This window comes from Tenacibaculum insulae, from assembly GCF_964512435.1.
GTDB classification, from domain to species: Bacteria; Bacteroidota; Bacteroidia; order Flavobacteriales; family Flavobacteriaceae; genus Polaribacter; species Polaribacter insulae_A.
Window position 1 is genome coordinate 705,001 of the sequence record NZ_OZ208512.1, and the last position, 25,680, is coordinate 730,680.

The following is a 25,680-nucleotide window of genomic DNA, read 5'->3' on the forward strand; positions in this document are numbered from 1 at the left end:
GATGGCTCTTTAATACTATATACTTTTAACGATGAAGGTGGAAAAAAAGCTTTTTGGCATTCTTCTGCCCACGTACTAGCGCAAGCTATTTTAGAATTTCACCCTACAGCAAAATTAACTATTGGACCTGCAATTGATAATGGTTTTTATTATGACATAGATTTAGGTGATGAAACAATTTCTGAAAAAGACTTTTCTGCTATTGAAAAGAAATTTTTGGAATTAGCTCGCGGTAAACATGAGTTTAAATTACGCTCTATTTCTAAAGCTGATGCCTTAGACTACTATAAAAAAGAAGGAAATGAATATAAAGTTGAGTTAATTGAAAACTTAACTGATGGAGAAATCACCTTTTGTGACCATAGTGACTTTACTGATTTATGTAGAGGAGGACATATACCACATACAGGAATTATCAAAGCAATAAAAGTAATGAATGTTGCCGGTGCTTATTGGAGAGGCGATGAAAAAAACAATCAACTAACTCGTATATATGGTATTTCTTTTCCGAAGCAAAAATTACTTACGGAATATCTAGAATTATTAGAAGAAGCTAAAAAACGTGACCATAGAAAACTAGGAAAAGAATTAGAGTTATTTACTTTTTCTCAAAAAGTAGGTGCAGGCTTACCTTTATGGCTACCAAAAGGAGCTGCTTTACGTGGTCGTTTAGAAGATTTCTTAAAAGCTGCTCAGAAAAAAGCAGGATATGAAATGGTAATGACTCCACATATTGGGCAAAAGGAACTTTATGTTACTTCTGGTCATTATGCAAAATATGGTGAAGATAGTTTTCAGCCAATTAAAACTCCGAAAATGGACGAAGAGTTTTTATTGAAGCCTATGAACTGCCCTCATCACTGTGAAGTTTACAATTTTAAACCTCACTCTTATAAAGATTTACCAAAACGATTTGCCGAATTTGGAACTGTTTACAGATATGAACAAAGTGGAGAGTTACACGGATTGACTCGTGTACGTGGTTTTACGCAAGATGATGCTCATATTTTTTGTACACCAGAACAATTAGATCAAGAATTTAAAAATGTTATTGATTTAGTACTATATGTTTTTGGTTCTTTAGGTTTTAAAGATTTTACAGCACAAGTTTCTGTAAGAGACCCTGAAAATCCTGATAAATATATAGGAGAAGTAAAAACATGGGAATTAGCCGAACAAGCTATTATCAATGCTGCCACCGATAAAGGGCTGGATTTTGTAATAGAAGAAGGCGAAGCTGCTTTTTACGGACCTAAACTAGATTTTATGGTAAAAGATGCTTTAGGTAGAAGTTGGCAACTTGGAACCATTCAAGTAGATTACAATTTACCAGAGCGTTTTGACTTAAATTACAAAGGAAGTGACAACGAATTACACCGTCCGGTAATGATTCACCGCGCACCTTTTGGGTCGATGGAACGATTTATTGCTGTTTTATTAGAGCATACAGGAGGTAATTTTCCACTTTGGTTAACTCCGGAGCAAGTTACTATACTGCCAATCAGTGAGAAATATCAAAAATATACTAAAAAAGTTTTAACTTTGTTAGAAAATTCCGAAATTCGCGCCCTGGTAGATAACCGAAGTGAAAAAACCGGAAGAAAGATACGTGATGCCGAAGTTAACAAAATACCGTTTATGGTTATTGTTGGTGAAAAGGAAGAACAAGATGGCACAGTATCTGTAAGGAAACACGGAGAAGGTGATATAGGTACTTATACAATCGAAGATTTTATCTCTCTTATAAAAAAAGAGGTTAGCGATGTATTAGTTCCTTTTGGAAATTAAAAAAAGATACTAATTTTTAAATACATAAGTTATAGCAATTAGAAGAAGAGGCGGACGTAGACCGCTCAGAGTAATCAAGGAAGATCAACATAGAATTAACGAAAAAATTAGATATGTTGATGAAGTTCGTCTTGTAGGCGAAAACATTGAGGTTGGTGTTTATCCTTTGGAAAAAGCCAAAGAAATAGCACGTGAGCAAGAATTAGATTTAGTTGAAATTTCACCTAAAGCTGTTCCTCCTGTTTGTAAAGTTATTGATTATAAAAAGTTTTTATACGAGCAAAAGAAACGTGAAAAAGCTTTAAAATCAAAAGCTACTAAAGTTACTGTAAAAGAAATTCGTTTTGGACCACAAACCGATGAGCATGACTATGAGTTTAAAAAGAAACATGCAATTAAGTTTTTACAAGACGGTGCTAAATTAAAAGCTTTCGTTTTCTTTAAAGGACGTTCGATTGTATTTAAAGAACAAGGGCAAATTTTATTATTAAAATTAGCTCAAGAATTAGAAGATTACGGTAAGGTAGAACAAATGCCTAAACTAGAAGGAAAACGTATGATTATGTTTATTGCTCCTAAAAAGACCAAATAACAATATCATTAATAATATATAAGCAAGATAAACTAAAAAACAAAGATGCCTAAAATCAAAACAAAGTCTAGTGCCAAGAAACGTTTTAAGTTAACTGGTTCTGGAAAGATCAAAAGAAAGCACGCGTTTAAAAGCCACATCTTAACAAAGAAGTCTAAAAAACGTAAGCTAGCTTTAACACACGCGACATTAGTACACAAGTCTGATGAAGCAAACATTAAGCAACAATTAGTTTTAAGATAATTGTTAGCCAGGGAATTTAATTATTAACCATGGAGTTAGGCTCAATAAAGTATCGATTATTTTCGATCGCCTACTACAAAAAACATTTGAATTATGCCAAGATCAGTAAATTCAGTAGCCTCAAGAAGAAGAAGAAAAAAAATCTTGAAGGCAGCAAAAGGTTACTTTGGAAGACGTAAAAACGTTTACACAGTAGCAAAGAATGCGGTAGAAAAAGCGATGACATATGCTTATCGTGACCGTAAAAACAATAAGAGAAACTTCCGTTCATTATGGATTCAGCGTATTAACGCAGGAGCTCGTCAGTTTGGAATGTCTTACTCTCAGTTTATGGGGAAAGTTAAAGCTAATAACATCGAATTAAACCGTAAGGTTTTAGCCGATTTAGCAATGAACAACCCAGAAGCTTTTAAGGCCATTGTAGAAAAAGTAAAATAAGTTTCATAACCTTGCTTATACTAAAAACCCAAACTTAATCGTTTGGGTTTTTTTAAATCAATTATATTTACATAAAATTCTAATCTATGAAAACGCTAAGAATATTATTACTTATACTTATTACACAAAATATTGCTGCTCAAAAACGTTTATCTAGAACGCAAGTAGATTCGCTACCAAACACGATAGAAAATCAGTTTACTAAAATTTACCGATTATCTAATAATTGGCAAGAATATAAAATGATTAAGCGTACGCATTTTAACAGCTTTCAAAAAAACATTCTTGACAGTGTTTCAGTATTAAAAAAAGATGTAGCAGCAAAACAATTTAATATTAATACGCAATTAAAAAATGCAAACTTATTAAAAGAAGAAATTAATACTTTAAAGAGCAATTTATCTATTTCTATTGAAAAAGAAGGTGCTATTTCTTTTATAGGTATCCCGCTAGATAAAGCTACTTATAATACTATATTAATGAGTATTATAAGTGTACTAATATTTGGTTTAGGTTTTTTTATTTTCAAATTTAGTAACAGTAGTGCCGTTACCAAAGAAGCTAAAGATTTATTAGCGAATGTTGAGGATGAATTTGAACGATACAAGAAGAAATCAATAGATAAAGAGCAAAAATTACGTAGACAATTACAAGACGAAATTAACAAGCAACGAGGTGTAAATTAATTATACCTTTAAAGATATAAAACAAATAAACCCGAGTTTAACTCGGGTTTATTTGTTTAGAAAATATAAAGTTTATTTTTAAGACAATCCCGAAATTACCCCGTTATTATCAATACTCATATTTTCTGATGCTGGCTTTGCTGGCAACCCAGGCATACGCATCATTTTACCTAAAATAGGTATAACAAATTGTGCACCGGCAGCAATTTCAATTTCACGCACATTTATCGTAAACCCTTCTGGTTTTCCGATAAGCTTATCATTATCTGAAAAAGATTTTTGTGTTTTTGCCATACAAACTGCAAAACCACTAAACCCTAATCGATCAATTCTACGTAAATTTAATTCCGCTTTTTTATCGTAAGTTACTCCCACTGCTCCGTAAATTTCTTTCGCAATTGTTTCTATTTTATCTTTCACAGGACTTTTCCAATCGTACAACGGTTTAAACTGAGTTGCTTTATTTTCAACAACATTAACTACAGCATTTGCTAAATTTTTTGTTCCTTCACCTCCTTTTGCCCATCCTTCTGAAACAACTGCATCAACGCCTAGCTTTTTACACGCATCAATTACAAAATTTACTTCATCATCTGTATCAGAAATAAATGAATTGATAGCAACAACTGGTTCAATATTAAATTTCCGGATGTTTTCAATATGCTTTTCTAAATTTTTAAATCCGCTAGTAACACGCACTAAACTTGGCGTGTTATATTCTTCTTTAGTAGCCCCTCCGTGGTGACGTAATGCCCTAACTGTTGCAACCAACACAACGCATTTAGGATTTAAACCTGCGTATTGAGATTTGATATTTAGAAACTTTTCAGCACCTAAATCGGCTCCGAAACCTGCTTCTGTTACCACGTAGTTAGATAACGACAATCCCATTTTTGTTGCTAAAATTGTATTTGTTCCTTGTGCAATATTTGCAAAAGGCCCACCATGAATAATTGCTGGATTCTCTTCTAATGTTTGTACAAGGTTTGGTTTAATAGCATCTTTTAATAAAATTGCCATTGCATCTTGTGCCTTTAAATCTCTTGCGAATATTGGCTTTTTATCAAAAGTAAAACCTATAAAAATATTTCCTAATCGTTCTTTTAAATCATTAAAACTGGTTGCCATACAAATAATTGCCATTACTTCGGATGCAGGTGTAATGTTAAATCCATCTTCACGAGGAATTCCATTTGCTGTTCCGCCTAAACCAATGGTTATTTGACGCAAAGCACGATCGTTCATATCAATAACACGTTTCCAAAGAATGGTACGCGGATCTATATTTAAATTACCAACCTTACTCTGTAAATTATTATCAATTAAAGCAGACAATAAATTATTTGCTTTTTCAATAGCATTAAAATCTCCTGTAAAATGAAGATTGATATCTTCCATTGGTACCACCTGAGAATAACCACCACCAGCGGCACCACCTTTTATACCAAAAACAGGTCCTAAAGATGGCTCTCGTAAAACAACAGTAGCTTGCTTACCCACTTTATTTAAACCCTCTGTTAAACCAATAGAAACGGTTGTTTTACCTTCTCCGGCTGGAGTTGGAGTTAAGGCGGTTACTAAAACTAAATTATTTTCTTTTATTTTTTCATCATCAATTAAACTTAATGGCAATTTAGCTTTGTATTTTCCGTACATCTCTAAATCATCTTCAACCACCTTTAGTTTATTTGCTATATACTTAATATGCTGTAAATCTTTTGCTTGCGCAATTTCTATATCTGTTAAATGTGCCATTAAAAATTGTCTATAATTCCGTTATTAATTTCAAGTAAATATACATAATATAATCCCTATAAAAATTGCCATTCATTAGCTTTATTTAACTAAACTTAATCGAATGAGATAAATATGATAAAAGAATTGGCAAATCTTTTTTGAAATACTATATTTGCACGTTTTAAAAAAGAACTCGATTTAAATTATTATAGATGCAGAACAAAGGTCTTATTAAATTATTTGCTATCCTTTTTGGGTTAGTAAGCTTATACCAATTATCGTTTACATTTTTTGCTAATAAAGTAGAAGATAGCGCTAAAGTATATGCAAAAGAAAACGTTAAAGACAATAACGGTAGAGAGTTAGCTAAGTTTGAAAGAAAATATCTTGACAGCGTTGCTAACAATGAAGTTGTAAATTTAGGAGTTTCTAAGTACACTTATAACGACATTAAGGAGCGTGAAATGAACCTTGGTTTAGACTTAAAAGGTGGTATAAATGCTATTTTACAGGTATCTGTAAAAGACATTTTAGTAGCTTTAGCAAACAACTCTAACAATACTGTTTTTAGAGATGCTTTAGCAAAAGCAAACGAAGCTCAAAAAAATAGTCAAGAAAATTATTTAGATTTATTTTTTAGCGAATTCGAAACATTAAGTAACGGAACCGTTAAATTAAGTGATCCTGCAATTTTTGGAACAAAATCTTTACGTGAAAAAATTGACTTCAACAAAACAAACGCTGAAGTAAAAGAAGTTCTTCAAGAAGAAATTAATACTTCTATCAATACTTCTTTTGAAGTATTACGTAGCCGTATTGATAAATTTGGTGTAACACAGCCAAGTATACAACGTATTGGAACTTCTGGTAGAATTCAAATTGAATTAGCAGGTGCTAAAGATATTGAGCGTGTTACTAAATTAATTACTAGTACTGCCGAATTACAGTTTTGGGAAGTATATACAAATGCTGAAGTTCAAAACTTTTTCTTTGCTGCAAATGCTAAAGTTGCTGAGTTATTAAAAGACGATTCAACTACAACGCAAGCTAAAGATTCTGCTAAAACAGATAATATTGATGATTTATTAGGTGCTTCTGCAGATTCTACGAAAGTTGAAAATCAGAAAAACTTATTTACTTACTTGTTTCCTAACGTAGCTCAAAATCAACAACAAATGAGTTCTTTAGTTGCACAGGCTAAAGTACAAGATACCGCTAAAGTAAACAGTTTATTAGCAAACAAAAGCGTAAGAGCTTTATTACCTGCTAATTTAAAGTATGTGAAGTTTTTATGGGATTACAAAGCACAAGGTAGTGCTGATGGTAGTGCTGAAATTATTGGTTTATATGCTATAAAATCTAACAGAAACGATCAAGCTGCTATTGATGGTGATGTAATTGCTGATGCTAATCAAGATTTTGATCAATTAAGTAAGCCTGTTGTTTCTATGTTAATGAACGGTGTAGGAACTAAAAAATGGGCGAAAATGACTAGCGAAAACGTTGGTAAATTTGTTGCCGTTGTTTTAGATGATTATGTTTATACTGCACCAGTTGTAAACGGAGCGATTACAGGAGGAAGTACTCAAATTTCTGGAGGAACAATGACTGTTGAAGAGGCGCAAGATATATCTACTGTATTAAAAGCGGGTAAATTACCTGCTCCTGCAAGAATTATTCAAATGGAGGTTGTTGGACCATCATTAGGTCAAGAATCTATTAATGCAAGTATTTGGTCATTCGGTTTAGCTATATTATTAATATTAGTATGGATGGTTTTATACTATGGTAAATCTGGTTTATTCTCAAACATTGCTTTATTAGTAAACATCTTATTTATCTTCGGATGGTTGGTATCATTCAACGCAGTATTAACATTACCTGGTATTGCTGGTATTATCTTAACCATAGGTATGTCGGTAGATGCAAATGTTATTATTTTCGAAAGAATTAAAGAAGCTTTAAGAGGTGGTAAAAGTTTAGCAACAGCAGTTGATGAAGGATTTAGTTTTAAAGGAGCTTTATCTGCAATTATTGATGCAAATATTACAACTTTCTTAACAGGACTTATTTTATTTGTTTTTGGCACAGGACCAATTAAAGGTTTTGCATATACTTTAATGCTAGGTATTGCTACTTCTTTATTTACTGCAATTTTTATTACTCGTTTATTTATAGACGGAGCTGTTAATAAAGGAACCAACTTAACATTTAACACAAATATCTCTAAAAACTGGTTTAACAATATTAGTATCGAGTTTTTAAAGAAACGTAAATTAGCTTACATTATTTCTGGATTCTTTATCCTTACTGGTTTAGTTTCAATCTTTACTTTAGGATTAAAACAAGGTGTAGACTTTAAAGGAGGTCGTTCTTATGTTGTTCGTTTCGACCAAGCAATGAATGCTACTGAAGTTGCCTCTACATTACAAGGTGCTTTTGAAGCTGCTCCTGAAGTTAAAACTTATGGTTCTGATCATCAATTAAAAATTACCACTACTTTTAAAATTGATGAAGAAGGTACTGAGGTTGATGAACAAGTGCAGAATGCTTTATATACAGGGTTAAAATCTTACTTAGGTACAACTTCTTACGAAGACTTTAAACCTGGATTTGAAAAAGCTGGTAGCGGAATTATGAGCTACATGAAAGTAGAGCCAACCATTGCTGATGATATTAAAAAATCAGCTTTATGGGCAGTAATCGGTTCGTTACTTGTAGTATTCTTATACATCTTATTACGTTTTAGAAAAATGTCATACTCTATTGGTGCAGTAGCAGCAGTATTTCACGATGTATTAGTAGTATTAGGAGTTTTCTCTATCTTTTACAAATTCATGCCTTTTGATATGGAAATCGGACAATCATTTATCGCAGCCATCTTAACAGTTGTTGGATACTCATTAAATGATACCGTGGTAATTTTTGATAGAATTAGAGAATATGCAGCCGAAAGTAATTCATTAACTGCCGGTTTAGTTGACAAAGCATTAAGTAGCACATTAGGAAGAACAATAAACACTTCTTTAACTACCTTATTAGTAATGTTAGCAATCTTTTTCTTTGGAGGAGACAGTATTAAAGGATTTATGTTTGCATTAATTGTAGGTGTAATTGTAGGTACTTACTCATCTTTATTTGTTGCAACACCAATTATGTTTGATGCTTCTAAAAAAGAAGACAAAGCATAACAACAATATATATTTTACAAAAACCGTTTTGAATAATATTCAAAACGGTTTTTTCATTTACAATCAAGCAACTATCTTTGCAGTCTGATGAAAATTACAAAACTCCACGATTTATATTTTAAAGAATTCATTTCTTCAAATGAAATTGCTACTATTGTTAAAAATTTAGCGCAACAAGTAAAAAAAGATTTACCCAAAGATGAAGTTCCTTTGTTTATCGGAATTTTAAATGGATGCTTTGTTTTTACTGCCGATTTTTTACGCGAATATAAAGGCGATTGCGAAATTAGTTTTGTAAAACTAGCCTCTTACAATGGCACAACATCAACAGAAAAAGTAAAAGAACTTATTGGTATTAATGAAGATTTAACCAACCGAACGGTTATTATTTTAGAAGACGTTATTGATACCGGTGTAACATTACAAGAGATTTATAAAATCTTTGCATCAAAAAAAATAAAAGAATTAAAAATAGTTACACTTTTTTTTAAGCCAGATGTATATCGTAAAGAATTACACATAAATTATGTCGGAAAAAATATTGAAGATAAATTTATTGTTGGTTACGGATTAGATTACAACGGTTATGGAAGAAATTTACCAGCTATACACCAATTAACAACAACACAACCCAAAATGAAAAACATCGTATTATTTGGCCCTCCAGGTGCCGGAAAAGGAACACAAGCAGATTTATTAAAAGAAAAATACAATTTAGTACATATTTCTACAGGAGATGTTTTTCGTTTTAATATTAAAAATGAAACCGAACTAGGTTTATTAGCCAAAACATATATGGATGACGGAAACTTGGTTCCGGATGAAGTTACTATAAACATGCTAAAAGCTGAAGTTGAAAAAAATACGGATGCAAACGGATTTATTTTTGATGGTTTTCCAAGAACAGAATCGCAAGCCAAAGCTTTAGATGCTTTTTTAGGCGAAAAAAACGAACGAATTAACGGTATGGTTGCTTTAGAAGTGCCAGAAGATTTATTAGTAGGTCGTTTATTAGAAAGAGGTAAAACTAGCGGAAGAACAGATGATACTGATGAAGGTAAAATTAGAAACCGTTTTAACGAATACAATACAAAAACAGCTATCTTAAAAGATTTTTACCAAGAACAAGGTAATTATTATGGCATAAACGGTGTTGGCTCTATCGAAGAGATTACACAACGTTTATCAACCGTATTTGATACATTATAATTTACATAAAAAGGAAGAACTCTCTTTCTTTTTAAATATTTGAAAAAATGACTGAAGGAAATTTTGTTGACTATATAAAAATCTACGCATCTTCTGGTAAAGGAGGTCGAGGATCAGCACACTTACATCGTGAAAAATACATTACTAAAGGTGGTCCTGACGGAGGTGACGGTGGTCGTGGAGGTCACATCATTTTACGTGGTGACAAAAGTATGTGGACACTTTTCCATTTAAAATTTAAACGTCATTTTAGAGCAGAATCTGGTGGAGACGGTAGTAGTAGTCGTAGTACTGGGCACGATGCAAAAGACATTATTGTTCCTGTACCTTTAGGTACTATTGTTCGTGATGCTGATACTGATGAGATTTTACACGAAGTTACCCAACACGATCAAGATGTAATCTTATTACAAGGTGGTAAAGGTGGTTTAGGTAACTGGCACTTTAAATCATCTACAAATCAGGCACCACGTTATGCACAACCTGGTATTGACGGACTTGATGGATGGTTTCGTATAGAGCTTAAAATTTTAGCGGATGTTGGTTTAGTTGGTTTTCCTAACGCAGGTAAATCTACCTTATTATCAGTTATTACAGCAGCAAAACCTAAAATTGCCGATTATGCCTTTACTACTTTAAAACCTAATTTAGGTATTGTAGAACACCGTAATCATAAAAGTTTTGTGGTTGCTGATATTCCTGGAATTATAGAAGGAGCTGCTGAAGGTAAAGGATTAGGGCATTATTTTTTACGACATATTGAACGTAATTCTACCCTATTATTTTTAATTCCTGCGGATAGTGATGATATTCAAAAAGAATATGAAATTCTTTTAAACGAGTTACGCAAACACAATCCTGAATTATTAGATAAAGATCGTTTACTTGCCATTTCAAAATCTGATATGTTAGACGATGAATTAAAAGAAGAAATTAAACAAGACTTACCCAAAGGTATCGACACCTTATTTATCTCGTCTGTAGCCCAATTAGGTTTACAAGAACTAAAAGATAAATTATGGGATATGTTAAACTAATATTCTTTTAAAGATACATTTTATAAAAAGCTGTTTTATAAAGTAATTAAGCTCGTTATTTCTAAATAAATTTAGATTGACAAAACTTTTGCTTTTCTAACAGCTTTTTGTGTTTTTATAACGTTATTTATACATTACTCCATAAAAATAAATACTGATGAAAAGAATACTTAAATCAATACCACTAATTTTAGTAATTCTGTATGCAGGTTTGTCTTTAATTAATGATTGGAAAAACATGAATGGAATTAAAATATTTGCCTTCTCTTTTTCAATTATTTTTCTTTCTTATTTAGTTTTTATGATTTTAACCGTAAAATACATTGATTTTAAAAACGGATTCAAATTAAAACATTTTCCCAATCAAAAAAACGTTGAATCAACTAATAATACTGCTGATTATTTAAAGAACACGTTGTTTATTTTTGGTATAATTTTACTTGCAATTTATTTATACAATTCGTTCTTTTTAAATGTTCAGTTAACTTATCTACTCTATATATTAATTGGCATTGCATTTTTAAGCTTTGTTTTAAGACGAAATAAAAAGTAAATGTACCTTGTTATTTCTTTCCAAACTTTTTGTCAATCACTTTCTTTTTCCAATTATCACCAAAAAAATTAAAAACATTCAAAGCATAAATACCTATTAATATTACCCAAGAAAGTAATACCCATAAAAAAACACTCCAAAGGCTAGCATCATTAATTGCTAAAATTAACGGTACAAATAAACTTAATAAAGCAATGGCAACTAGTTTATAAAAACCTTTTAATTGCTGAATATAGATTTCTTGTTTTTTTACCAATTCTAACTCTACCTTTTTGTCAGAATCTATAATTGTTGTTTCAAAAACAGCCGATAATGCTTTTATCGATTCTAAACCTGCATTTTCACCATTTTCAATTCGCTGAATAGTTCTAATACTCAAACCACTCATAGTTGCCAATTGCTCTTGAGACCAATGACGCTCTAATCTCATTTTTTTAATTTCTCGTAAATTAATTTTTGTTGACTCCATTATTTGTAAGATGTGTATTATTATTTGTTGGCAAAAATAAAAGTTACTTATTTATAAACATTAAAATCTATACGATAGTCCAACGACAGTTATATGACAGCAATACGACACTAATTATTTGGCGATAAAAACTGTTAATTTAATTGAATCCGTTTTGCTTTTACAAACTCCTTTTTCCAATAATTTTCATTCATTGATGAGATAATCACACCTTTTGAAGTTGTTGAATGAATAAATAAAATCTCTTCATTTATAACAGAAGTTACCAAACCAACATGATTTATTCCGCCTTTTAAACGCGCGATATCAAAAAATAATAAATCGCCAATTTTTACTTCATCCAAAGTAATTTTAGTTCCTTTAAAACTAATTTCTTTTGATGATCGTGGTAATACAACTCCTATTTTTTTAAACGAAGTATGTACCAATCCAGAACAATCCATTCCGTTTTTAGTAGTCCCTCCTGCTTTATAAGAAACTCCCTTGTGTGAGTTTGCTATTTCAAGTAACTTACTAACCGTAGTTAATTCAACTTTATCATTACTTTTTTTTAATTCTTCATTTTGGGTCTTAGAAAACTGAAAAATAATAAATCCGATAATTACAATAAATAAAAACCAATTTTTGTTCATTATTTACAAAACTCTTTTAGCCTTAACAAATGCTTTTTTCCAATAATGACTATGTAAAGAAGTTACAATAACCCCGCGAGAACTGGTGGAATGTATAAATTTAATATCTCCTCCTATTGTAGAAGTTACCAAACCAACATGATTTACTTTTCCTCTTTTTCTTGAAGTTTTAAAAAATAATAAATCGCCACGTTTTACATTACGCAAAGAAATATCATATCCTTTAGTGTACATTTCTCGAGAAGTTCTCGGCAATTCAACATTTCGGTATTTAAAAGAAGTGTGTAATAAACCTGAGCAATCCATTCCTCTTTTTGTAGTTCCTCCATATTTATAAGGCACACCCTTGTAGGTAACTGCTGTCCAAACAATTTTATCTGCAACAGACGGTTTTTTTGTTGAAGTAGATGATTTATGAGTTCTTTTTTTTGGTTTTTTATACGTTTTTACATTTTTTGAGGATCCGCAAGAAATCATCAAAAAAGAAAGCGCTAAAATAAAGAGTATCTTTTTTATCATATTATTGTCAAATCGAGCGCAGTCGAGGTTTAATTCAACACATTCTTTATATCTTTCGACTGCGCTCGATAAGACATGTACTAATTCAATCCGTTTACAATTAATTTAGCCGTTTTTTCAGACGCTCCTTTTCCGCCTAACTTTTGTTCTAAATCAAAATAAGACAAAAACAACTTTTCGCGATGATCGGCTTCTAAAATTCGTTGCAACTCTTTAGATAAGTTTTCTTTTGTAAAATCGTTTTGAATTAATTCTTTTACAACCTCTCTATCCATTATTAAATTTACTAACGAAATATATTTTAAGGTAATAATTCGTTTTGCTATTTGATACGAAATATTACTTCCTTTATAGCAAACAACCTGAGGCACTTTAAATAAAGCGGTTTCTAAAGTTGCTGTTCCTGATGCAACCAAAGCTGCATGCGAAATACTTAATAAATCGTAAGTTTTATTACTGATAAACTTTACATTTTTATCGCCAATAAACTCTTGATAAAATTCATTTGTTTGACTCGGCGCGCCTGCTACAACAAATTGATATCTAGAAAAATCATCAACTAATGATAACATAACCGATAACATTTTGGTTATTTCTTGTTTTCTACTACCTGGTAATAAAGCAATAATGTCTTTATTCCCTAAATTATGTGTGGCTCTAAAAGAAGCGACATCTATTTGTTCTCTACCTGCAATTCCATCAATCAACGGATGCCCAACAAAATGTACATCATAATTGTATTTTTTATAAAATTCTTTTTCAAAAGGAAGAATTACAAACATTTGATCAATGTCTCTTTTTATATCTTTAACTCTGCCTGCTCTACTTGCCCAAACTTGAGGAGAAATGTAATAATTAGTTTTAAAACCTTGTTGTTTTGCCCATTTAGCTATCCGAAGGTTAAAACCTGAATTATCAATAAAAATAAGCACATCTGGATTAAATTGAGCAATATCTTTTTTACAAAAAGACATCATGCCTAATATTTTACGCAAATTCACTAGCACCTCTACAAACCCCATAAAAGCACGTTCCTTGTAGTGTTTTACAAGCGTACCACCAACTTGTTGCATTAAATCTCCACCCCAAAAACGTATTTCAGCATTTGGATCTTCTTTTAGTAAAGATTTCATCAAATTAGCTCCGTGTAAATCGCCAGAAGCTTCTCCTACAAGAATGTAATATTTCATTTAATCGTGCTTAAATAAATTTTAAAATCAGCGTTATTAAGGCAATTGCTACGGTGGTAATTAAAACACCTCTTGCTCTGTAATCTTGATTCTTTTTTAAAAAGATCCAAAAAACAAATAAATTAGGAATCGCTGCCAAAGCTAACACAGGTCCTAAAACACCGCCTTCAATTACTTTTTTAAAAGTTTCGTTCACTGTATCGTCAGATATAAATTCTAAATAAATAAAAAGTCCAGATGCAGTGGCTAATAAAGATATTAAAACTCCGATTACTACTTCTTTTCTTATATTTCCCATGAATTTATTTTTTGAATTGCATGATGCGCTGTCATATCAAACTGTACAGGAACTATCGAAATAAATCCGTTTTCTAACGCCCAAACATCGGTATCTTGTCCTTTATCTCTATTTACAAACTCGCCCGACAACCAATAATATTCTTTACCATGCGGACTTTTACGTTTCTCAAAATCTTCTTTCCAATATCCATTTGCCTGACGACAAACACGCACTCCTTTTATTTCGTTTTCTTTTAACTTCGGAATGTTTACATTTAAAACCACACCGTCTGGTAATCCGTTTAATAAAACATTTAAAGTAATTTTTTCTATAAATTTTTTAGCGGCTCTAAAATCGGCATGCCAATCAAAGTCTAACAAAGAAAAACCAATGGCAGGAATCCCTTCAATACCAGCTTCTACAGCAGCACTCATGGTACCAGAATAAATAACATTTATTGATGAATTTGATCCGTGGTTAATTCCTGAAACACATAAATCTGGTGTTCTGTTTAAAATTTCATTTTTTGCCATTTTTACACAATCTGCAGGCGTACCAGAACAACTATATTCAATCTGCGGACCTTCATCAATGGTAATAGGATTACAGTGTAGCACGTTATTTACTGTTATTGCGTGCCCCATTCCGCTTTGCGGATTATCTGGAGCTACCACTACAACGTCTCCTATTTTGTTCATTATTTCAATAAGCATACGAATACCAGGCGCTGTAATTCCGTCGTCGTTAGTTATTAAAATCAAAGGTCTTTCTTGCATTATTTATTAGTTTTACAACAAATGTAACATAAAAAAAGCATTATTATTTTAACATTTTGTAAAGATAAACTCCTTTATTTTATACGTAAACTTGTAGTAATCTAACATCAAAAATATGATACGAATTATTATTGATTTATCTATTTTTATTATTTCTACCTTTTTTTAATAACATCAGTTTTTAAATAAAGAAATTACTCATTGTAATGAGTAAAATATAAACGCGACTTATTTTTTATATTAATAAGGTTAATTCTTTATCTAAAAAAAGAAGTTCTTACTAGAAATTCAATATTAAAAAATTCACATTATTTTAGTAGTTTAGCAATACAAGTATCTAATTAAAAAGATTGAAAATATATGAAAACGAAATTTATCATTCCTTTTTTTGCCATTATATTATTCTCAAGTACAATTTACCCGAATACTGTTTCTGAAAAAGATCCGGATAAAGACAGAGTAATTATATATGTTTTAAAAAATATTTTAAGCAGATACCATTATGTTCAAAAAGATTTAAATGATAATTTTTCTGAACACGTTTACAATTCGTTTATTGATGGTTTAGACCCTAGTAAAAGATATTTTACACAAGAAGATTTAAAAGAATTTTCTCAGTTTAAATATCAAATAGATGATCAATTAAAAGAAAGTAAATTAGATTTTTACAAGTTAGTTTACAACCGATTTTTAGCAAAATTATCTGTTGCTAAAAATAATTACCGTTCATTACTTACAGCGCCTTTTAATTATAAAAAAAATGAAGTAATAGATGTTGACTATGATAAAATTCCGTTTGCAAAAAACGAAAGCGAACTCATTGATTATTGGCGAAAACAACTAAAACTATCTATTGCTAGTAGAATTGAAAATGCCGAAGAACTTCAAGATAAAAAAGCTGAAAAAGAGGCTAATTTTAAGAAAGAAACATTTTCAGAGTTAGAAAAAAAGGCTCGAAAAAATGTTTTAAAAGACATGAACGAATTATACGAACGTATTGATGAATTAGAAAATTCTGATTGGTATTCTACCTTTTTAAATAGTGTTGTTAGTGGTTTTGATCCGCACACTACTTACATGTCTCCTCGAATAAAAACACGTTTCGATCAAGAAATGTCTGGTAAATTAGAAGGGATTGGTGCTCGTTTACAAAAAAAAGGAATTTACACTCATATTGTTGAGCTAATTTCTGGCGGACCAGCATGGAAACAAGGCGAATTAGAGCCTGATGATATTATTTTAAAAGTAGCACAAGGAGATGCTGAACCTTTAGATATTGTTGGGATGCGTTTAGACGATGCTATTAAATTTATAAAAGGTAAAAAAGGTACAGAGGTTCGTTTAACTGTTAAGAAAAAATTTGACGGCTCAACTAAAATTATTTCTATTATTAGAGATGTTGTTGAACTTGAAGAAACTTTTGTAAAATCGAGTATTGTTGAAAAAGATGGTAAAAAATACGGAATTATAGATTTACCAAGATTTTATATTGACTTTAATGATTTAAGCCGTAGAGATGCTGCTAAAGACATGGAAAAAGAAATTGAACGTTTAAAAAGTGAAAACGTTAAAGGTTTAATTGTTGATTTGCGTGATAACGGTGGTGGTTCTTTAAAAACAGCTATTGAAATTGGTGGTTTATTTATTGAAAAAGGACCAATTGTACAAGTAAAATACAGAGATGAAGATCCTTTAGTTAAAAATGATACGGATAGTAAAATTCAATGGAATGGCCCATTAGTGGTTATGGTAAACGAATTTTCTGCTTCAGCATCCGAAATTTTTGCCGCTGCTATGCAAGATTATAATCGCGGTGTAATTATTGGCGGTAAACAAACATACGGAAAAGGAACAGTACAAAATGTACTTCCTATTAATCGTTTTTATGAAAAATACCCTAGCGATTTAGGTGCCTTAAAAATGACCATTCAAAAATTTTATAGAATAAACGGTGGCTCTACTCAAATAGAAGGAGTTTATTCTGATATTTCATTACCTAGCCGATATAGTTATATGAAATTTGGCGAACGTGACTTAGATGGTGCTTTACCTTGGGATAAGGTGCAACAAGCCTCATACACTAGCACAAAATCGTATAGTAATTTTGCGAATGCTATTTACAATAGCCAACAACGTGTTTTAAATAATCAAAAGTTTAAAGAAATTAATGAATACGCTAAATGGCTTAAGAAAAATCAAGAAGAAAGAATTTTTTCATTAAAATATAGTGCTTTTAAAAAGGAGAATGAGAAAAAAATAAAAGAAGGAGAGCAATTTAAAGATATCTTTAAATTTGATTCTAACTTAACTTTTAAATCGCCTAAATACGAATTAAATTTATTTTCAAAAGATACCGTTTTAAAAGAAAAACGCGTTGTTTGGCATAAAATTTTAAAGAAAGATATTTACTTAAACGAAGCTCTTAATGTGTTGAGTGAGTTAAAAATGAATAAAAATTATGCGATTGTAAAGCAATAAAAAAGTAAAGGCTACTAATTAAATTAGTAGCCTTAAAAAAGAGTTGTTTTATTGATCATTCCCCAATAATCTTAAAAGTATAATACCCTCTTCTCAGTTAATCCCCGCAATAAAACAAGACAAATACTTTTTACCCTACCTTATTTTTTAAAAAAAATAAAAAATAAAAAAAGTATTTTTTACGCATCTTACTGTAGTTTTATTTTTCTTTGCACTTAGCAAATGAAAATACAACGAATAACATACATATCTATAGGAAGCAATCAAGGAGATAAGCTTCAAAATATTCAAAATGCAGTAAATTTAATTACTGATAAAATTGGTGCTGTTCAAAAAATTGCCTCGGTATATAAAACACCTGCTTTAGGTTTTGATGGTGCCGAATTTTATAATACCTGCATTAAAGTTTCTACTTATTTGCCTCCCGAAAGCTTAATAACAACCTTACTTGATATTGAAAAAGAATTGGGTAGAGCAAGAAAAAATACAGAAGCTTATATTGACAGAATTATTGATTTAGATATTGTATTATTTGATGATGAAATTATTTTTTCTAAAAATCTTATTGTTCCGCATCCGCGCATGCTAGAGCGTAAGTTTGTTTTAGTACCTTTAGTTGAAATTGCCCGAAACACCATTCATCCAATAGAGAAAAAACACCTTTATATTTGTTTAGAAAATTGTAATGATAGTTCTGAAATAACAGTAATTAAAGAACGCTTAAAAAGGCCTATTCCAATTACTGAGAAGTATAATTATATTGCTATTGAAGGAAACATTGGTGCAGGAAAAACATCTCTTGCCAATATGATGTCTGATGAGTTTAATGCAAAAATTGTATTAGAACGTTTTGCTGATAATCCTTTTTTACCCAAATTTTACGAAGACAACGAGCGTTATGCTTTTCCTTTAGAAATGAGTTTTTTAGCTGACAGATATCAGCAATTATCAGATGATTTAGCTCAATTTGATTTATTTAAAAACTTTATTGTTTCTGATTATTACATTTTTAAATCTTTAATTTTCGCGCAAGTTACCTTACAAAAGGATGAATACAAATTGTATCGAAAAATGTTTGATTTGATGTATAAAGAAATTACGAAGCCCGATTTGTACGTATATTTATATCAAAATACAGATCGTTTATTAGAAAACATAAAAAAACGTGGTCGTGAATACGAGCAAAACATTGAAGCTAGTTATTTACAAAAAATTCATGATGGCTATAGTAATTTTATAAAAACTGAACAAGACTTAAATATTTTAATAATTGATGTTTCAGATTTAGATTTTGTTAATAACCCTAATGATTACCAGTTAATTATCAACAAAATTAAACGAAATTAACTCTACTCATTTTCAGCTATTTCTATATTAATAATGGTTCCTCTCCCCTTTCTAGAGTCTACCATTAATTTACCGTTTATTTTTTTAAGTCTGTTTTTAATATTTTTATATCCTAAGCCTTTTTTTTGTTCTACATAATTAAAACCAATACCATCGTCTTCAAAAATAACATTTAATCCAACTTCATCTGATAAATTTACACTTAACTCCATAAATGAAGCTTTTGCGTGTTTAAGTGTATTGGTTATCAACTCTTGAACAATTTTAAAAACTTCAGACTTTACAAGTTCTGGCAATTCGTTTATTTTTTGCTTTGGATGCGCAATAAACGAAGTGGTTATATTACTAGAACTACCAATATTATTCATATAAGCATCAATAGAATCGCAAAAATTTTTGTCTTTTTTTTGTTCAAAAATTAATGAATGCGATAAATTTCTTACTTGTTTATAAGTATCATCTACCTGAACACTTACCTTTTTAACAAAAGCTGGATTTGATATTTTAGAACTACTCAATTGCAATTTAATTGCTGCTAAATTACCACCAATACTATCATGTAATTCTTGTGCTATCCTCTTTTTTTCTATACGTCTTCCGGCTATGTTTGCTTTAATTAACTCTAACTCATTTTCTTTATATAAGGCTGTTACTTTTTGCAAATTAATTTCTTTTTCTTTTTTATTTAACTCGCTTTGCGCCTGAAGTCTTAAATAATAATTAATTAAAAAACCGATAATAGTGGCTAGAATAATTAAAAAAGAGATTAACATTATTTTTTTATTCTCTTTTTCTGTTTTTAAATTAATTTCTTGTAATTCCTGATCTTTTTTTAATAAAACTATTTCTTTTTCTTTTTTTACTGTTTCATATTTAACCTCCAATTCGTTAATTTTTTCAGCTTTTTGTAATTTATTTATCGAATCTCTAATCTGATAATATTTTGAGTTAAAGAAAAAAGCTTCCTCGAAATTAGATGTTTCTACCGATGTAGTTTTTAACTTTTCATATACCTTTAACTGCTTTCCTAACAGCTCAAACTGCAAAGCATCTTTAAGAGCAATACTGTAAATTAAACGAGCCTCCTTGTATTTTTTTAAATCTAAAAGTAGGTTTCCCATTCCTATTTTAGCTTCTGTTTTTATTTGATGATATCCATCTTTTTCGCTTATATTTATTGCCTTTGCATACAATTCTTCTGCTTTTTTAGCATTATTTTGTTCTTGAGCATTATTTGCCAAACTTAAAAGAATTGAAGCCATTGCCTTAGTATTCTTTTCTAATAAACTAATTTCATAAGCTTTATTTAAATAGTTATTTGAAGATTTATAATTTTTAAACTCCCCATAAATCATTCCTAAATTTATATAACTACCATAAGTAATTTCTTTATCTCCTTTATAAATTAAACATTCTTTAAAAAGATTCAACGCTTTTTTAAAAGCATTTTCATTATAATACACTAAAGCCAACCCGTGTGTATTGGCGTAGTACAGGTATTGTTCTTTATATTTTTGAGCTTCTTCAATCCCTTTTATGTACCATTTTTTACTTTCTTTACTAAAACTTTTTACATTATAGTTCCTTCCTAAAAGATTATATATGGTTGATTTTCGTTTAGATTTTAAAGAATCGCCTCCTTCTGTATTAAACTCAAGTGCTTTTCGTGCATAAAATATAGAAGAATCTATCGTTACTTTTCTGTTAAAGTAATATGCTAAAACCATATTACTATTCATTAAAGCATATCTAGATTTTGTTGTTTTTTTTAACTCTTTAGCAATTGTGTATGCTTTTTTCTCCTCGTTATTATTTAAAAGAAAAAAAGCCTCTTGAATTAACTCTTTATCACTCTTAATTTTATTTTCTTTTAACCTCTTTGTTTGGCTAATACTTACACCTGTAAACAGCAGAAAACACACTATTATACTTTTAAAAACAATTTTAATCATACTCAAAAATAATCATTTAAACAAAAAAGGAAAATTAATTTCAATCTTAAAAACCTGAAAGTTAAAGAAATAAAAAAAGCAGCTTAACGCTGCTTTTTTTATTTCTTTAATTCTAACTTTTCGGCAAAATAATCACAAAAATCTCGCATAGTTGCACTCATTTTTTCATCATTAGTAGCTCTTTCAAAAGAACCTGCCATAGACACCAATGTTTGATGATAAAACTGTTTCATCTCATCAACAGGCATATCTTTTGTCCATAAATCCATACGTAAAGTATCTTTTTTCTTATGGTCCCAAACAGATAACATAATTGCTTTAGAAGCTTCGTTTGTTATTCCGCCATCTTCAGCATTCCATGAAATTTCTTCCGGAATTTTATTTTCGTCTAACCCTACTTTAAATGTTATTTTAGAAGTATGCTCTATCGCCATTATTTCTTTGGTTTATAGTTTGATTTCTTGAAGATTTCCTCTTCATTTTTTTGTAATAATTCTTGCAAAGATACATCATTCTTTTGCATGTACGAACGCACAATTTGCCAACCTACAAACTCGCCTATTCGCCCTGGAGATTGATTATCTTGCTCTAAATAAAATTTAGAAAAAGGAGCTACATTTAAAAAGCGTTTATCTAATTCATTACTTGTACTAAACAACATATCTTTTTCAACAAAATACTTCCAAATTTGCTCTTCATTCTTTTGAGCCCAATCAAATTTAGCTTTAGAATATCCTATTTTTTTATCACCCGAAATTCTTGGTAAATAAGCATCTAACAAATACATTTTCTTTCCTTTATAAATCATTTTATCAATAAAACTTCTTTGCTTACTAGGAAAAATTTCAGAATTTATTACCGACTTAGTTACGTCAACAATAATATTTTCTTTTTCGTTATTTTGCTTTATATAGGCAGGATAATCATTATAAAACTCATGGTTTTTTCCTAAATAAGCATCTAATGAAATCAATAATAAACTATCTGCATATACAACTCTATTATCATAATCAATATTGGTTAACATTGTTATAACTCTTGGACTTTTAAATTTTGGATGATAGTATTTTAAATGCTTAAATAATGACGATAAATCAGTTTTTAAATCATTTATCGAAGCAAACTTTTTCTGTACTTCGTTATACAATTCAATTTCGTCTTTATTATTGATTTTATTGATCCAAACACTATCTGGTTGTGCAGGAAATAAAGCAGGATATTTCTTTTTTACATCCTTTAATTCATTGGGTTGCATTGTATAAAAATCAATATCAAACCGATTAATATTTAAGTTAACTTTAATTGCAGAAACATCTACATTTAAATTAAATTCAGGTTCTTTTTTACAAGAAATTAAACCTGAAACTAAAACACAAAGTGCTAAAATTTTTCTCATGAACTTTAGTATATTTACATTGAATATTACAACGTCGAAATTACTAAAATAGTTTATATCTATTTTTATAAACCTTTATAAAATCTACTTAATTATGAATACGCCTAAAGTTTCTGAACATATTGTACAATGGTTAAAAGAATACGCTACTAAAGCGGGTGTAAATGGATTTGTTATAGGAATTTCTGGCGGTATTGATAGCGCAGTAACTTCAACATTATGCGCAAAAACAGGATTAACTACCTTGTGTGTTGAGTTGCCTATTCATCAAGCAAAAAGCCAAGTAAACAGAGCTAATGAGCATATAAAACAATTAAAGGAACGTTTTAGTAATGTTAGCGAAATTGAAGTTAACTTAACCAGTACTTTTGAAGATTTTAAAACAGTGGTTCCGCAAGTAAAAACATCAGCAAAAACCGATTTAGCTTTAGCCAATACTCGTGCACGTTTACGTATGACTACCTTGTATTATTTTGCCGGATTACACGGTTTATTGGTTGCTGGAACAGGTAATAAAGTAGAAGATTTTGGAGTAGGATTTTACACAAAATATGGTGATGGCGGTGTTGATTTAAGTCCAATTGCTGATTTAGTAAAATCGGAAGTTTATGCTTTAGCTGCACATTTAAACGTACCACAATCTATTCAAAAAGCACAACCTACTGATGGCTTATTTGGTGATAGCAGAACTGACGAAGATCAAATTGGAGCTTCGTACGATGAGTTAGAATGGGCAATGAAAATGCAAAATAAAGGAAAAACAACAGATGATTTTTCTGATAGAGATTTAGAAGTATTTAAAATATACACTCGCTTAAACCGAATTAATCAGCACAAAATGGTTCCTATTCCTGTTTGCGAAATTCCTTTGGAGTTAAAGTAAATTAACCAACATCATTTGTTTTTTAATTTCTTTATATGCGCGTTTTTTGTATCCGTTAGAAACGTTAAAAGGTAGTAATACCAACATTTTAAACAAATTTAAAAATTGTAGTGTTTTTTCCATAGTAGTAATTTTCTTTTTCTTATTGCGAAACTACAAAAAAAATAGGAGGTTACAAAAAGGGGAAAACACCCTATTGTTTTACTTAAAACTAAATTACTCGATTTAGTTTTTCGAAAAGACGCTTTTTTAAATCGGTATAATTGGTAATTTCTTCTAAATCAAGAACCGCATTTTGTGTTTGCACTTCATGCATCATCTCTTTAATTTTTTCTTCAATTAAAATTCTCCTTAAATTTAATGTTGCATCCGAAACTAATTTAGGAAGAATTTTAATCGTTTCTGTCACAAAAATTTCTTTACGCTCCCAATCGCTTAACGAATACTTTTCTTCATCCATTAAAATATTAGTTACTAAGCTAGAAATTTCTTGATTTTCGTGCATAATTAATTGATCAATAGAAATTTTTTCATCTTGATTTAATTGATGCACTAATTGGTAATAAGTAAGTTTAAAAATTTCGTTTGCAAACTCAATTTCATCTTCCTGCAAATTTAAATACAACTCGTTAGAAACTGTGTTTTGATATTCTTCTTTCTCTAAAACAGGATGTCCTTTTTCATCAACACCATCTACCCAATTTACAAAATCTACTACTTCATTACCATACAATAATAATATTCTGATAATTTCTTTCTCAAGAATATTTAGTTGATCAATTTTTTGAGTTCCTTTTTTACCGCCTTTTACAGCGCGCATACTACCTTGCTCTTGCTCGTATAAATATTCTGCTGGCGGTTGATTTAAACCACTAGATTGATTTCCTCTTTTAGGTTTTGAAGTACTTTTATTTAACAGTTGAGCTAACTCACTAAATAAAACTCGCTCTGAAATGTCCATAATACGTGCACATTCTTGCACATACACTTCTCGTTGAATTCCGTCTGGAATTTTAGAAATACTGGTAACTATATCTCTAATTAGTCCTGCTTTTTTTACAGGATCATTCGCAGCATCTTTCATCAACAAAGACACTTTAAATTCGATAAAATCTTGCGATTTTTCTGCTAAATATTCTTTTAATTCTGTGGTTGAATGTGCTTTTGCAAAACTATCAGGATCTTCCCCTTCAGGAAAAGACACTACTTTTACATTCATTCCTTGTTCTAAAATTAAATCGATACCACGTATAGAAGCTCTAATACCAGCTGCATCTCCATCAAAAAGTACGGTTATATTTTTAGTTAAACGGTTTACCAATCGAATTTGATCGGCCGTTAACGCCGTACCAGAAGAGGCAACTACGTTTTCTACACCAGATTGATAAAACGAAATTACATCGGTATATCCTTCTACTAAATAACAATTGTCTTGTTTTGCAATTTCTTTCTTAGCATGATAAATACCATATAAAATTTTACTTTTATGATAGATATCACTTTCGGGCGAGTTTAAATACTTTGCCGCTTTTTTGTCGTTGGTTAAAATTCTACCTCCAAAACCTAAAATACGACCAGACATACTATGTATTGGAAACATTACCCGACCTTTAAAACGATCAAATTTCCTGTCTTGTGCGCCGCCTTCTTTAACAATTGTTAATCCGGTAGATTTTAAATATTTTAAATCGTATCCTTTTGCTAAAGCTGCATCGGTAAAATTACTCCACTCATCTTTACAATATCCTAAATCAAATTTTTCAATAATATCTTCTCTAAAACCTCTTTCTTTAAAGTAAGATAATCCGATGGCTCTTCCTTTTTGAGAGTTCATCAACACATCATGAAAATAATCTTTCGCAAATTTAGATGCCAAAAACATGCTTTCTCTTTCGTTTAGCTGTTGTTTTTGCTCATCAGATTGTTCGGTTTCTTCAATTTCAATGTTGTATTTTTTTGCCAACCATTTTATGGCTTCCGGATAAGTATAATGCTCGTGTTCCATCAAAAAAGAAACAGCATTTCCTCCTTTACCGGTACTAAAATCTTTCCAAATTTGTTTTACAGGCGATACCATAAACGATGGAGTTCGCTCATCAGTAAACGGACTTAATCCTTTAAAACTACTTCCTGATTTTTTTAATTGTACAAACTCACCTATCACCTCCTCTACTTGAGCAGCTTCAAAAACTCTTTCTATGGTTTGTTGGGTTATCATATCGTGTAAAATACAGCTTGCAAATATACTTGTTTTAGGTGTTTTCCTCCTAAAAACAAATCTATT

At 30.4% G+C, this 25,680-nt stretch carries 24 protein-coding genes (1 of these 24 only partly in view); 12 read left to right on the forward strand and 12 right to left on the reverse strand.

The genetic code is table 11. The features are described 5' to 3' along the window. The 5 genes from thrS to ACN5J5_RS03225 all read left to right on the forward strand — a co-directional run. On the forward strand, positions 1-1,788 hold the 3' portion of the coding sequence (gene thrS, locus ACN5J5_RS03205; protein WP_418645870.1) for a threonine--tRNA ligase. Its footprint begins 159 nt before the window's first position; 1,788 of the gene's 1,947 nt are visible here — the last part of the coding sequence; its start codon lies beyond the left edge, outside the window; its stop codon occupies positions 1,786-1,788. Between the two features lie 73 nt (positions 1,789-1,861). Then, the gene (infC, locus tag ACN5J5_RS03210) at positions 1,862-2,380 is read left to right on the forward strand and encodes a translation initiation factor IF-3 (protein ID WP_418646525.1); all 519 of its coding nucleotides are present in this window, start codon (positions 1,862-1,864) and stop codon (positions 2,378-2,380) included. Between the two features lie 45 nt (positions 2,381-2,425). Next, positions 2,426-2,623, forward strand: coding sequence for a 50S ribosomal protein L35 (gene rpmI / locus ACN5J5_RS03215; protein ID WP_418645871.1), 198 nt, complete (start codon positions 2,426-2,428; stop codon positions 2,621-2,623). A gap of 93 nt (positions 2,624-2,716) precedes the next feature. Beyond that, on the forward strand, positions 2,717-3,061 hold the full coding sequence (gene rplT / locus ACN5J5_RS03220; RefSeq protein ID WP_068701169.1) for a 50S ribosomal protein L20: 345 nt from the start codon (positions 2,717-2,719) through the stop codon (positions 3,059-3,061). A gap of 86 nt (positions 3,062-3,147) precedes the next feature. Beyond that, entirely contained in the window at positions 3,148-3,747 is a 600-nt protein-coding gene (locus ACN5J5_RS03225) for a hypothetical protein (protein WP_418645872.1), read from the forward strand. 78 nt (positions 3,748-3,825) lie between these two features. On the opposite strand, the gene ACN5J5_RS03230 is transcribed toward ACN5J5_RS03225, so the two are convergent. After that, entirely contained in the window at positions 3,826-5,502 is a 1,677-nt protein-coding gene (locus tag ACN5J5_RS03230) for a formate--tetrahydrofolate ligase (RefSeq protein WP_418645873.1), read from the reverse strand. A 194-nt stretch (positions 5,503-5,696) separates the two neighbouring features. Here ACN5J5_RS03230 and secDF point away from each other — a divergent pair, with 194 nt between their 5' ends. The 4 genes from secDF (at position 5,697) to ACN5J5_RS03250 (ending at position 11,474) form a co-directional block, all read left to right on the forward strand. Next, positions 5,697-8,675 carry a protein translocase subunit SecDF gene (secDF, locus tag ACN5J5_RS03235; protein ID WP_418645874.1) on the forward strand — a complete coding sequence of 993 codons (2,979 nt, stop codon included), beginning with the start codon at positions 5,697-5,699 and terminating at the stop codon, positions 8,673-8,675. 87 nt (positions 8,676-8,762) lie between these two features. Continuing rightward, positions 8,763-9,884 (forward strand): adenylate kinase, encoded by a 1,122-nt coding sequence (locus ACN5J5_RS03240; protein ID WP_418645875.1) that lies wholly within the window; start codon positions 8,763-8,765, stop codon positions 9,882-9,884. Between the two features lie 47 nt (positions 9,885-9,931). Beyond that, positions 9,932-10,921, forward strand: coding sequence for a GTPase ObgE (gene obgE, locus ACN5J5_RS03245; RefSeq protein WP_418645876.1), 990 nt, complete (start codon positions 9,932-9,934; stop codon positions 10,919-10,921). A gap of 157 nt (positions 10,922-11,078) precedes the next feature. After that, a complete protein-coding gene (locus ACN5J5_RS03250; RefSeq protein ID WP_418645877.1) occupies positions 11,079-11,474 on the forward strand; it encodes a hypothetical protein in 396 nt (131 codons plus the stop codon). 10 nt (positions 11,475-11,484) lie between these two features. Here ACN5J5_RS03250 and ACN5J5_RS03255 read toward each other — a convergent pair whose 3' ends face one another. The 6 genes from ACN5J5_RS03255 to surE all read right to left on the reverse strand — a co-directional run bounded on the left by ACN5J5_RS03255 (position 11,485) and on the right by surE (position 15,340). Further along, positions 11,485-11,943: a helix-turn-helix domain-containing protein gene (locus ACN5J5_RS03255; RefSeq protein ID WP_418645878.1), complete on the reverse strand. Its 459-nt coding sequence runs from the start codon at positions 11,941-11,943 to the stop codon at positions 11,485-11,487. Positions 11,944-12,077: 134 nt separating this feature from the next. Further along, positions 12,078-12,575, reverse strand: coding sequence for a C40 family peptidase (locus tag ACN5J5_RS03260; RefSeq protein WP_418645879.1), 498 nt, complete (start codon positions 12,573-12,575; stop codon positions 12,078-12,080). A gap of 3 nt (positions 12,576-12,578) precedes the next feature. Further along, positions 12,579-13,094 (reverse strand): C40 family peptidase, encoded by a 516-nt coding sequence (locus ACN5J5_RS03265; RefSeq protein ID WP_418645880.1) that lies wholly within the window; start codon positions 13,092-13,094, stop codon positions 12,579-12,581. A gap of 80 nt (positions 13,095-13,174) precedes the next feature. After that, positions 13,175-14,284, reverse strand: coding sequence for a lipid-A-disaccharide synthase (gene lpxB, locus ACN5J5_RS03270; RefSeq protein ID WP_418645881.1), 1,110 nt, complete (start codon positions 14,282-14,284; stop codon positions 13,175-13,177). A 10-nt stretch (positions 14,285-14,294) separates the two neighbouring features. After that, complete coding sequence (locus ACN5J5_RS03275) at positions 14,295-14,582, reverse strand: hypothetical protein (protein ID WP_418645882.1); 288 nt, start codon at positions 14,580-14,582, stop codon at positions 14,295-14,297. Continuing rightward, on the reverse strand, positions 14,570-15,340 hold the full coding sequence (gene surE / locus ACN5J5_RS03280) for a 5'/3'-nucleotidase SurE (RefSeq protein WP_418645883.1): 771 nt from the start codon (positions 15,338-15,340) through the stop codon (positions 14,570-14,572). The genes ACN5J5_RS03275 and surE overlap by 13 nt, the downstream gene beginning before the upstream one ends. Before the next feature lie 360 nt (positions 15,341-15,700). Here surE and ACN5J5_RS03285 point away from each other — a divergent pair, with 360 nt between their 5' ends. Both ACN5J5_RS03285 and folK read left to right on the forward strand, forming a co-directional pair. Beyond that, complete coding sequence (locus tag ACN5J5_RS03285) at positions 15,701-17,818, forward strand: carboxy terminal-processing peptidase (protein ID WP_418645884.1); 2,118 nt, start codon at positions 15,701-15,703, stop codon at positions 17,816-17,818. A gap of 222 nt (positions 17,819-18,040) precedes the next feature. After that, positions 18,041-19,165, forward strand: coding sequence for a 2-amino-4-hydroxy-6-hydroxymethyldihydropteridine diphosphokinase (folK, locus tag ACN5J5_RS03290; RefSeq protein ID WP_418645885.1), 1,125 nt, complete (start codon positions 18,041-18,043; stop codon positions 19,163-19,165). Positions 19,166-19,167: 2 nt separating this feature from the next. Here the strand turns inward: folK and ACN5J5_RS03295 are convergent, their stop codons facing one another. From ACN5J5_RS03295 to gldB, 3 genes are all read right to left on the reverse strand, one after another. Continuing rightward, the gene (locus tag ACN5J5_RS03295) at positions 19,168-21,117 is read right to left on the reverse strand and encodes a tetratricopeptide repeat-containing sensor histidine kinase (RefSeq protein ID WP_418646526.1); all 1,950 of its coding nucleotides are present in this window, start codon (positions 21,115-21,117) and stop codon (positions 19,168-19,170) included. 98 nt (positions 21,118-21,215) lie between these two features. Further along, positions 21,216-21,551, reverse strand: a complete 336-nt coding sequence (gene gldC / locus ACN5J5_RS03300) for a gliding motility protein GldC (protein ID WP_418645886.1) — start codon at positions 21,549-21,551, stop codon at positions 21,216-21,218. Further along, positions 21,551-22,513 (reverse strand): gliding motility lipoprotein GldB, encoded by a 963-nt coding sequence (gene gldB / locus ACN5J5_RS03305; RefSeq protein ID WP_418645887.1) that lies wholly within the window; start codon positions 22,511-22,513, stop codon positions 21,551-21,553. Before gldB ends, gldC begins: the two co-directional genes overlap by 1 nt. A gap of 94 nt (positions 22,514-22,607) precedes the next feature. On the opposite strand from gldB, the gene nadE reads away from it, so the two are divergent. Then, positions 22,608-23,396 carry an NAD(+) synthase gene (gene nadE, locus ACN5J5_RS03310; RefSeq protein ID WP_418645888.1) on the forward strand — a complete coding sequence of 263 codons (789 nt, stop codon included), beginning with the start codon at positions 22,608-22,610 and terminating at the stop codon, positions 23,394-23,396. On the opposite strand, the gene ACN5J5_RS03315 is transcribed toward nadE, so the two are convergent. Further along, positions 23,388-23,519, reverse strand: coding sequence for a hypothetical protein (locus tag ACN5J5_RS03315; protein WP_418645889.1), 132 nt, complete (start codon positions 23,517-23,519; stop codon positions 23,388-23,390). The genes nadE and ACN5J5_RS03315 overlap by 9 nt on opposite strands. A gap of 88 nt (positions 23,520-23,607) precedes the next feature. Beyond that, positions 23,608-25,614: a DNA primase gene (gene dnaG, locus ACN5J5_RS03320; RefSeq protein WP_418645890.1), complete on the reverse strand. Its 2,007-nt coding sequence runs from the start codon at positions 25,612-25,614 to the stop codon at positions 23,608-23,610. Positions 25,615-25,680: the final 66 nt, after the last annotated feature.

Coding starts and splice junctions, on each gene's coding strand:
- rpmI (WP_418645871.1), top strand. CDS start 2,426: ATGCCTAAAATCAAAACAAAGTCTAGTGCCAAGAAACGTTTTAAGTTA.
- rplT (WP_068701169.1), top strand. CDS start 2,717: ATGCCAAGATCAGTAAATTCAGTAGCCTCAAGAAGAAGAAGAAAAAAA.
- ACN5J5_RS03225 (WP_418645872.1), top strand. CDS start 3,148: ATGAAAACGCTAAGAATATTATTACTTATACTTATTACACAAAATATT.
- ACN5J5_RS03230 (WP_418645873.1), bottom strand. CDS start 5,502: ATGGCACATTTAACAGATATAGAAATTGCGCAAGCAAAAGATTTACAG.
- secDF (WP_418645874.1), top strand. CDS start 5,697: ATGCAGAACAAAGGTCTTATTAAATTATTTGCTATCCTTTTTGGGTTA.
- ACN5J5_RS03240 (WP_418645875.1), top strand. CDS start 8,763: ATGAAAATTACAAAACTCCACGATTTATATTTTAAAGAATTCATTTCT.
- obgE (WP_418645876.1), top strand. CDS start 9,932: ATGACTGAAGGAAATTTTGTTGACTATATAAAAATCTACGCATCTTCT.
- ACN5J5_RS03250 (WP_418645877.1), top strand. CDS start 11,079: ATGAAAAGAATACTTAAATCAATACCACTAATTTTAGTAATTCTGTAT.
- ACN5J5_RS03255 (WP_418645878.1), bottom strand. CDS start 11,943: ATGGAGTCAACAAAAATTAATTTACGAGAAATTAAAAAAATGAGATTA.
- ACN5J5_RS03260 (WP_418645879.1), bottom strand. CDS start 12,575: ATGAACAAAAATTGGTTTTTATTTATTGTAATTATCGGATTTATTATT.
- ACN5J5_RS03265 (WP_418645880.1), bottom strand. CDS start 13,094: ATGATAAAAAAGATACTCTTTATTTTAGCGCTTTCTTTTTTGATGATT.
- lpxB (WP_418645881.1), bottom strand. CDS start 14,284: ATGAAATATTACATTCTTGTAGGAGAAGCTTCTGGCGATTTACACGGA.
- ACN5J5_RS03275 (WP_418645882.1), bottom strand. CDS start 14,582: ATGGGAAATATAAGAAAAGAAGTAGTAATCGGAGTTTTAATATCTTTA.
- surE (WP_418645883.1), bottom strand. CDS start 15,340: ATGCAAGAAAGACCTTTGATTTTAATAACTAACGACGACGGAATTACA.
- ACN5J5_RS03285 (WP_418645884.1), top strand. CDS start 15,701: ATGAAAACGAAATTTATCATTCCTTTTTTTGCCATTATATTATTCTCA.
- folK (WP_418645885.1), top strand. CDS start 18,041: ATGAAAATACAACGAATAACATACATATCTATAGGAAGCAATCAAGGA.
- ACN5J5_RS03295 (WP_418646526.1), bottom strand. CDS start 21,117: ATGATTAAAATTGTTTTTAAAAGTATAATAGTGTGTTTTCTGCTGTTT.
- gldC (WP_418645886.1), bottom strand. CDS start 21,551: ATGGCGATAGAGCATACTTCTAAAATAACATTTAAAGTAGGGTTAGAC.
- gldB (WP_418645887.1), bottom strand. CDS start 22,513: ATGAGAAAAATTTTAGCACTTTGTGTTTTAGTTTCAGGTTTAATTTCT.
- nadE (WP_418645888.1), top strand. CDS start 22,608: ATGAATACGCCTAAAGTTTCTGAACATATTGTACAATGGTTAAAAGAA.
- ACN5J5_RS03315 (WP_418645889.1), bottom strand. CDS start 23,519: ATGGAAAAAACACTACAATTTTTAAATTTGTTTAAAATGTTGGTATTA.
- dnaG (WP_418645890.1), bottom strand. CDS start 25,614: ATGATAACCCAACAAACCATAGAAAGAGTTTTTGAAGCTGCTCAAGTA.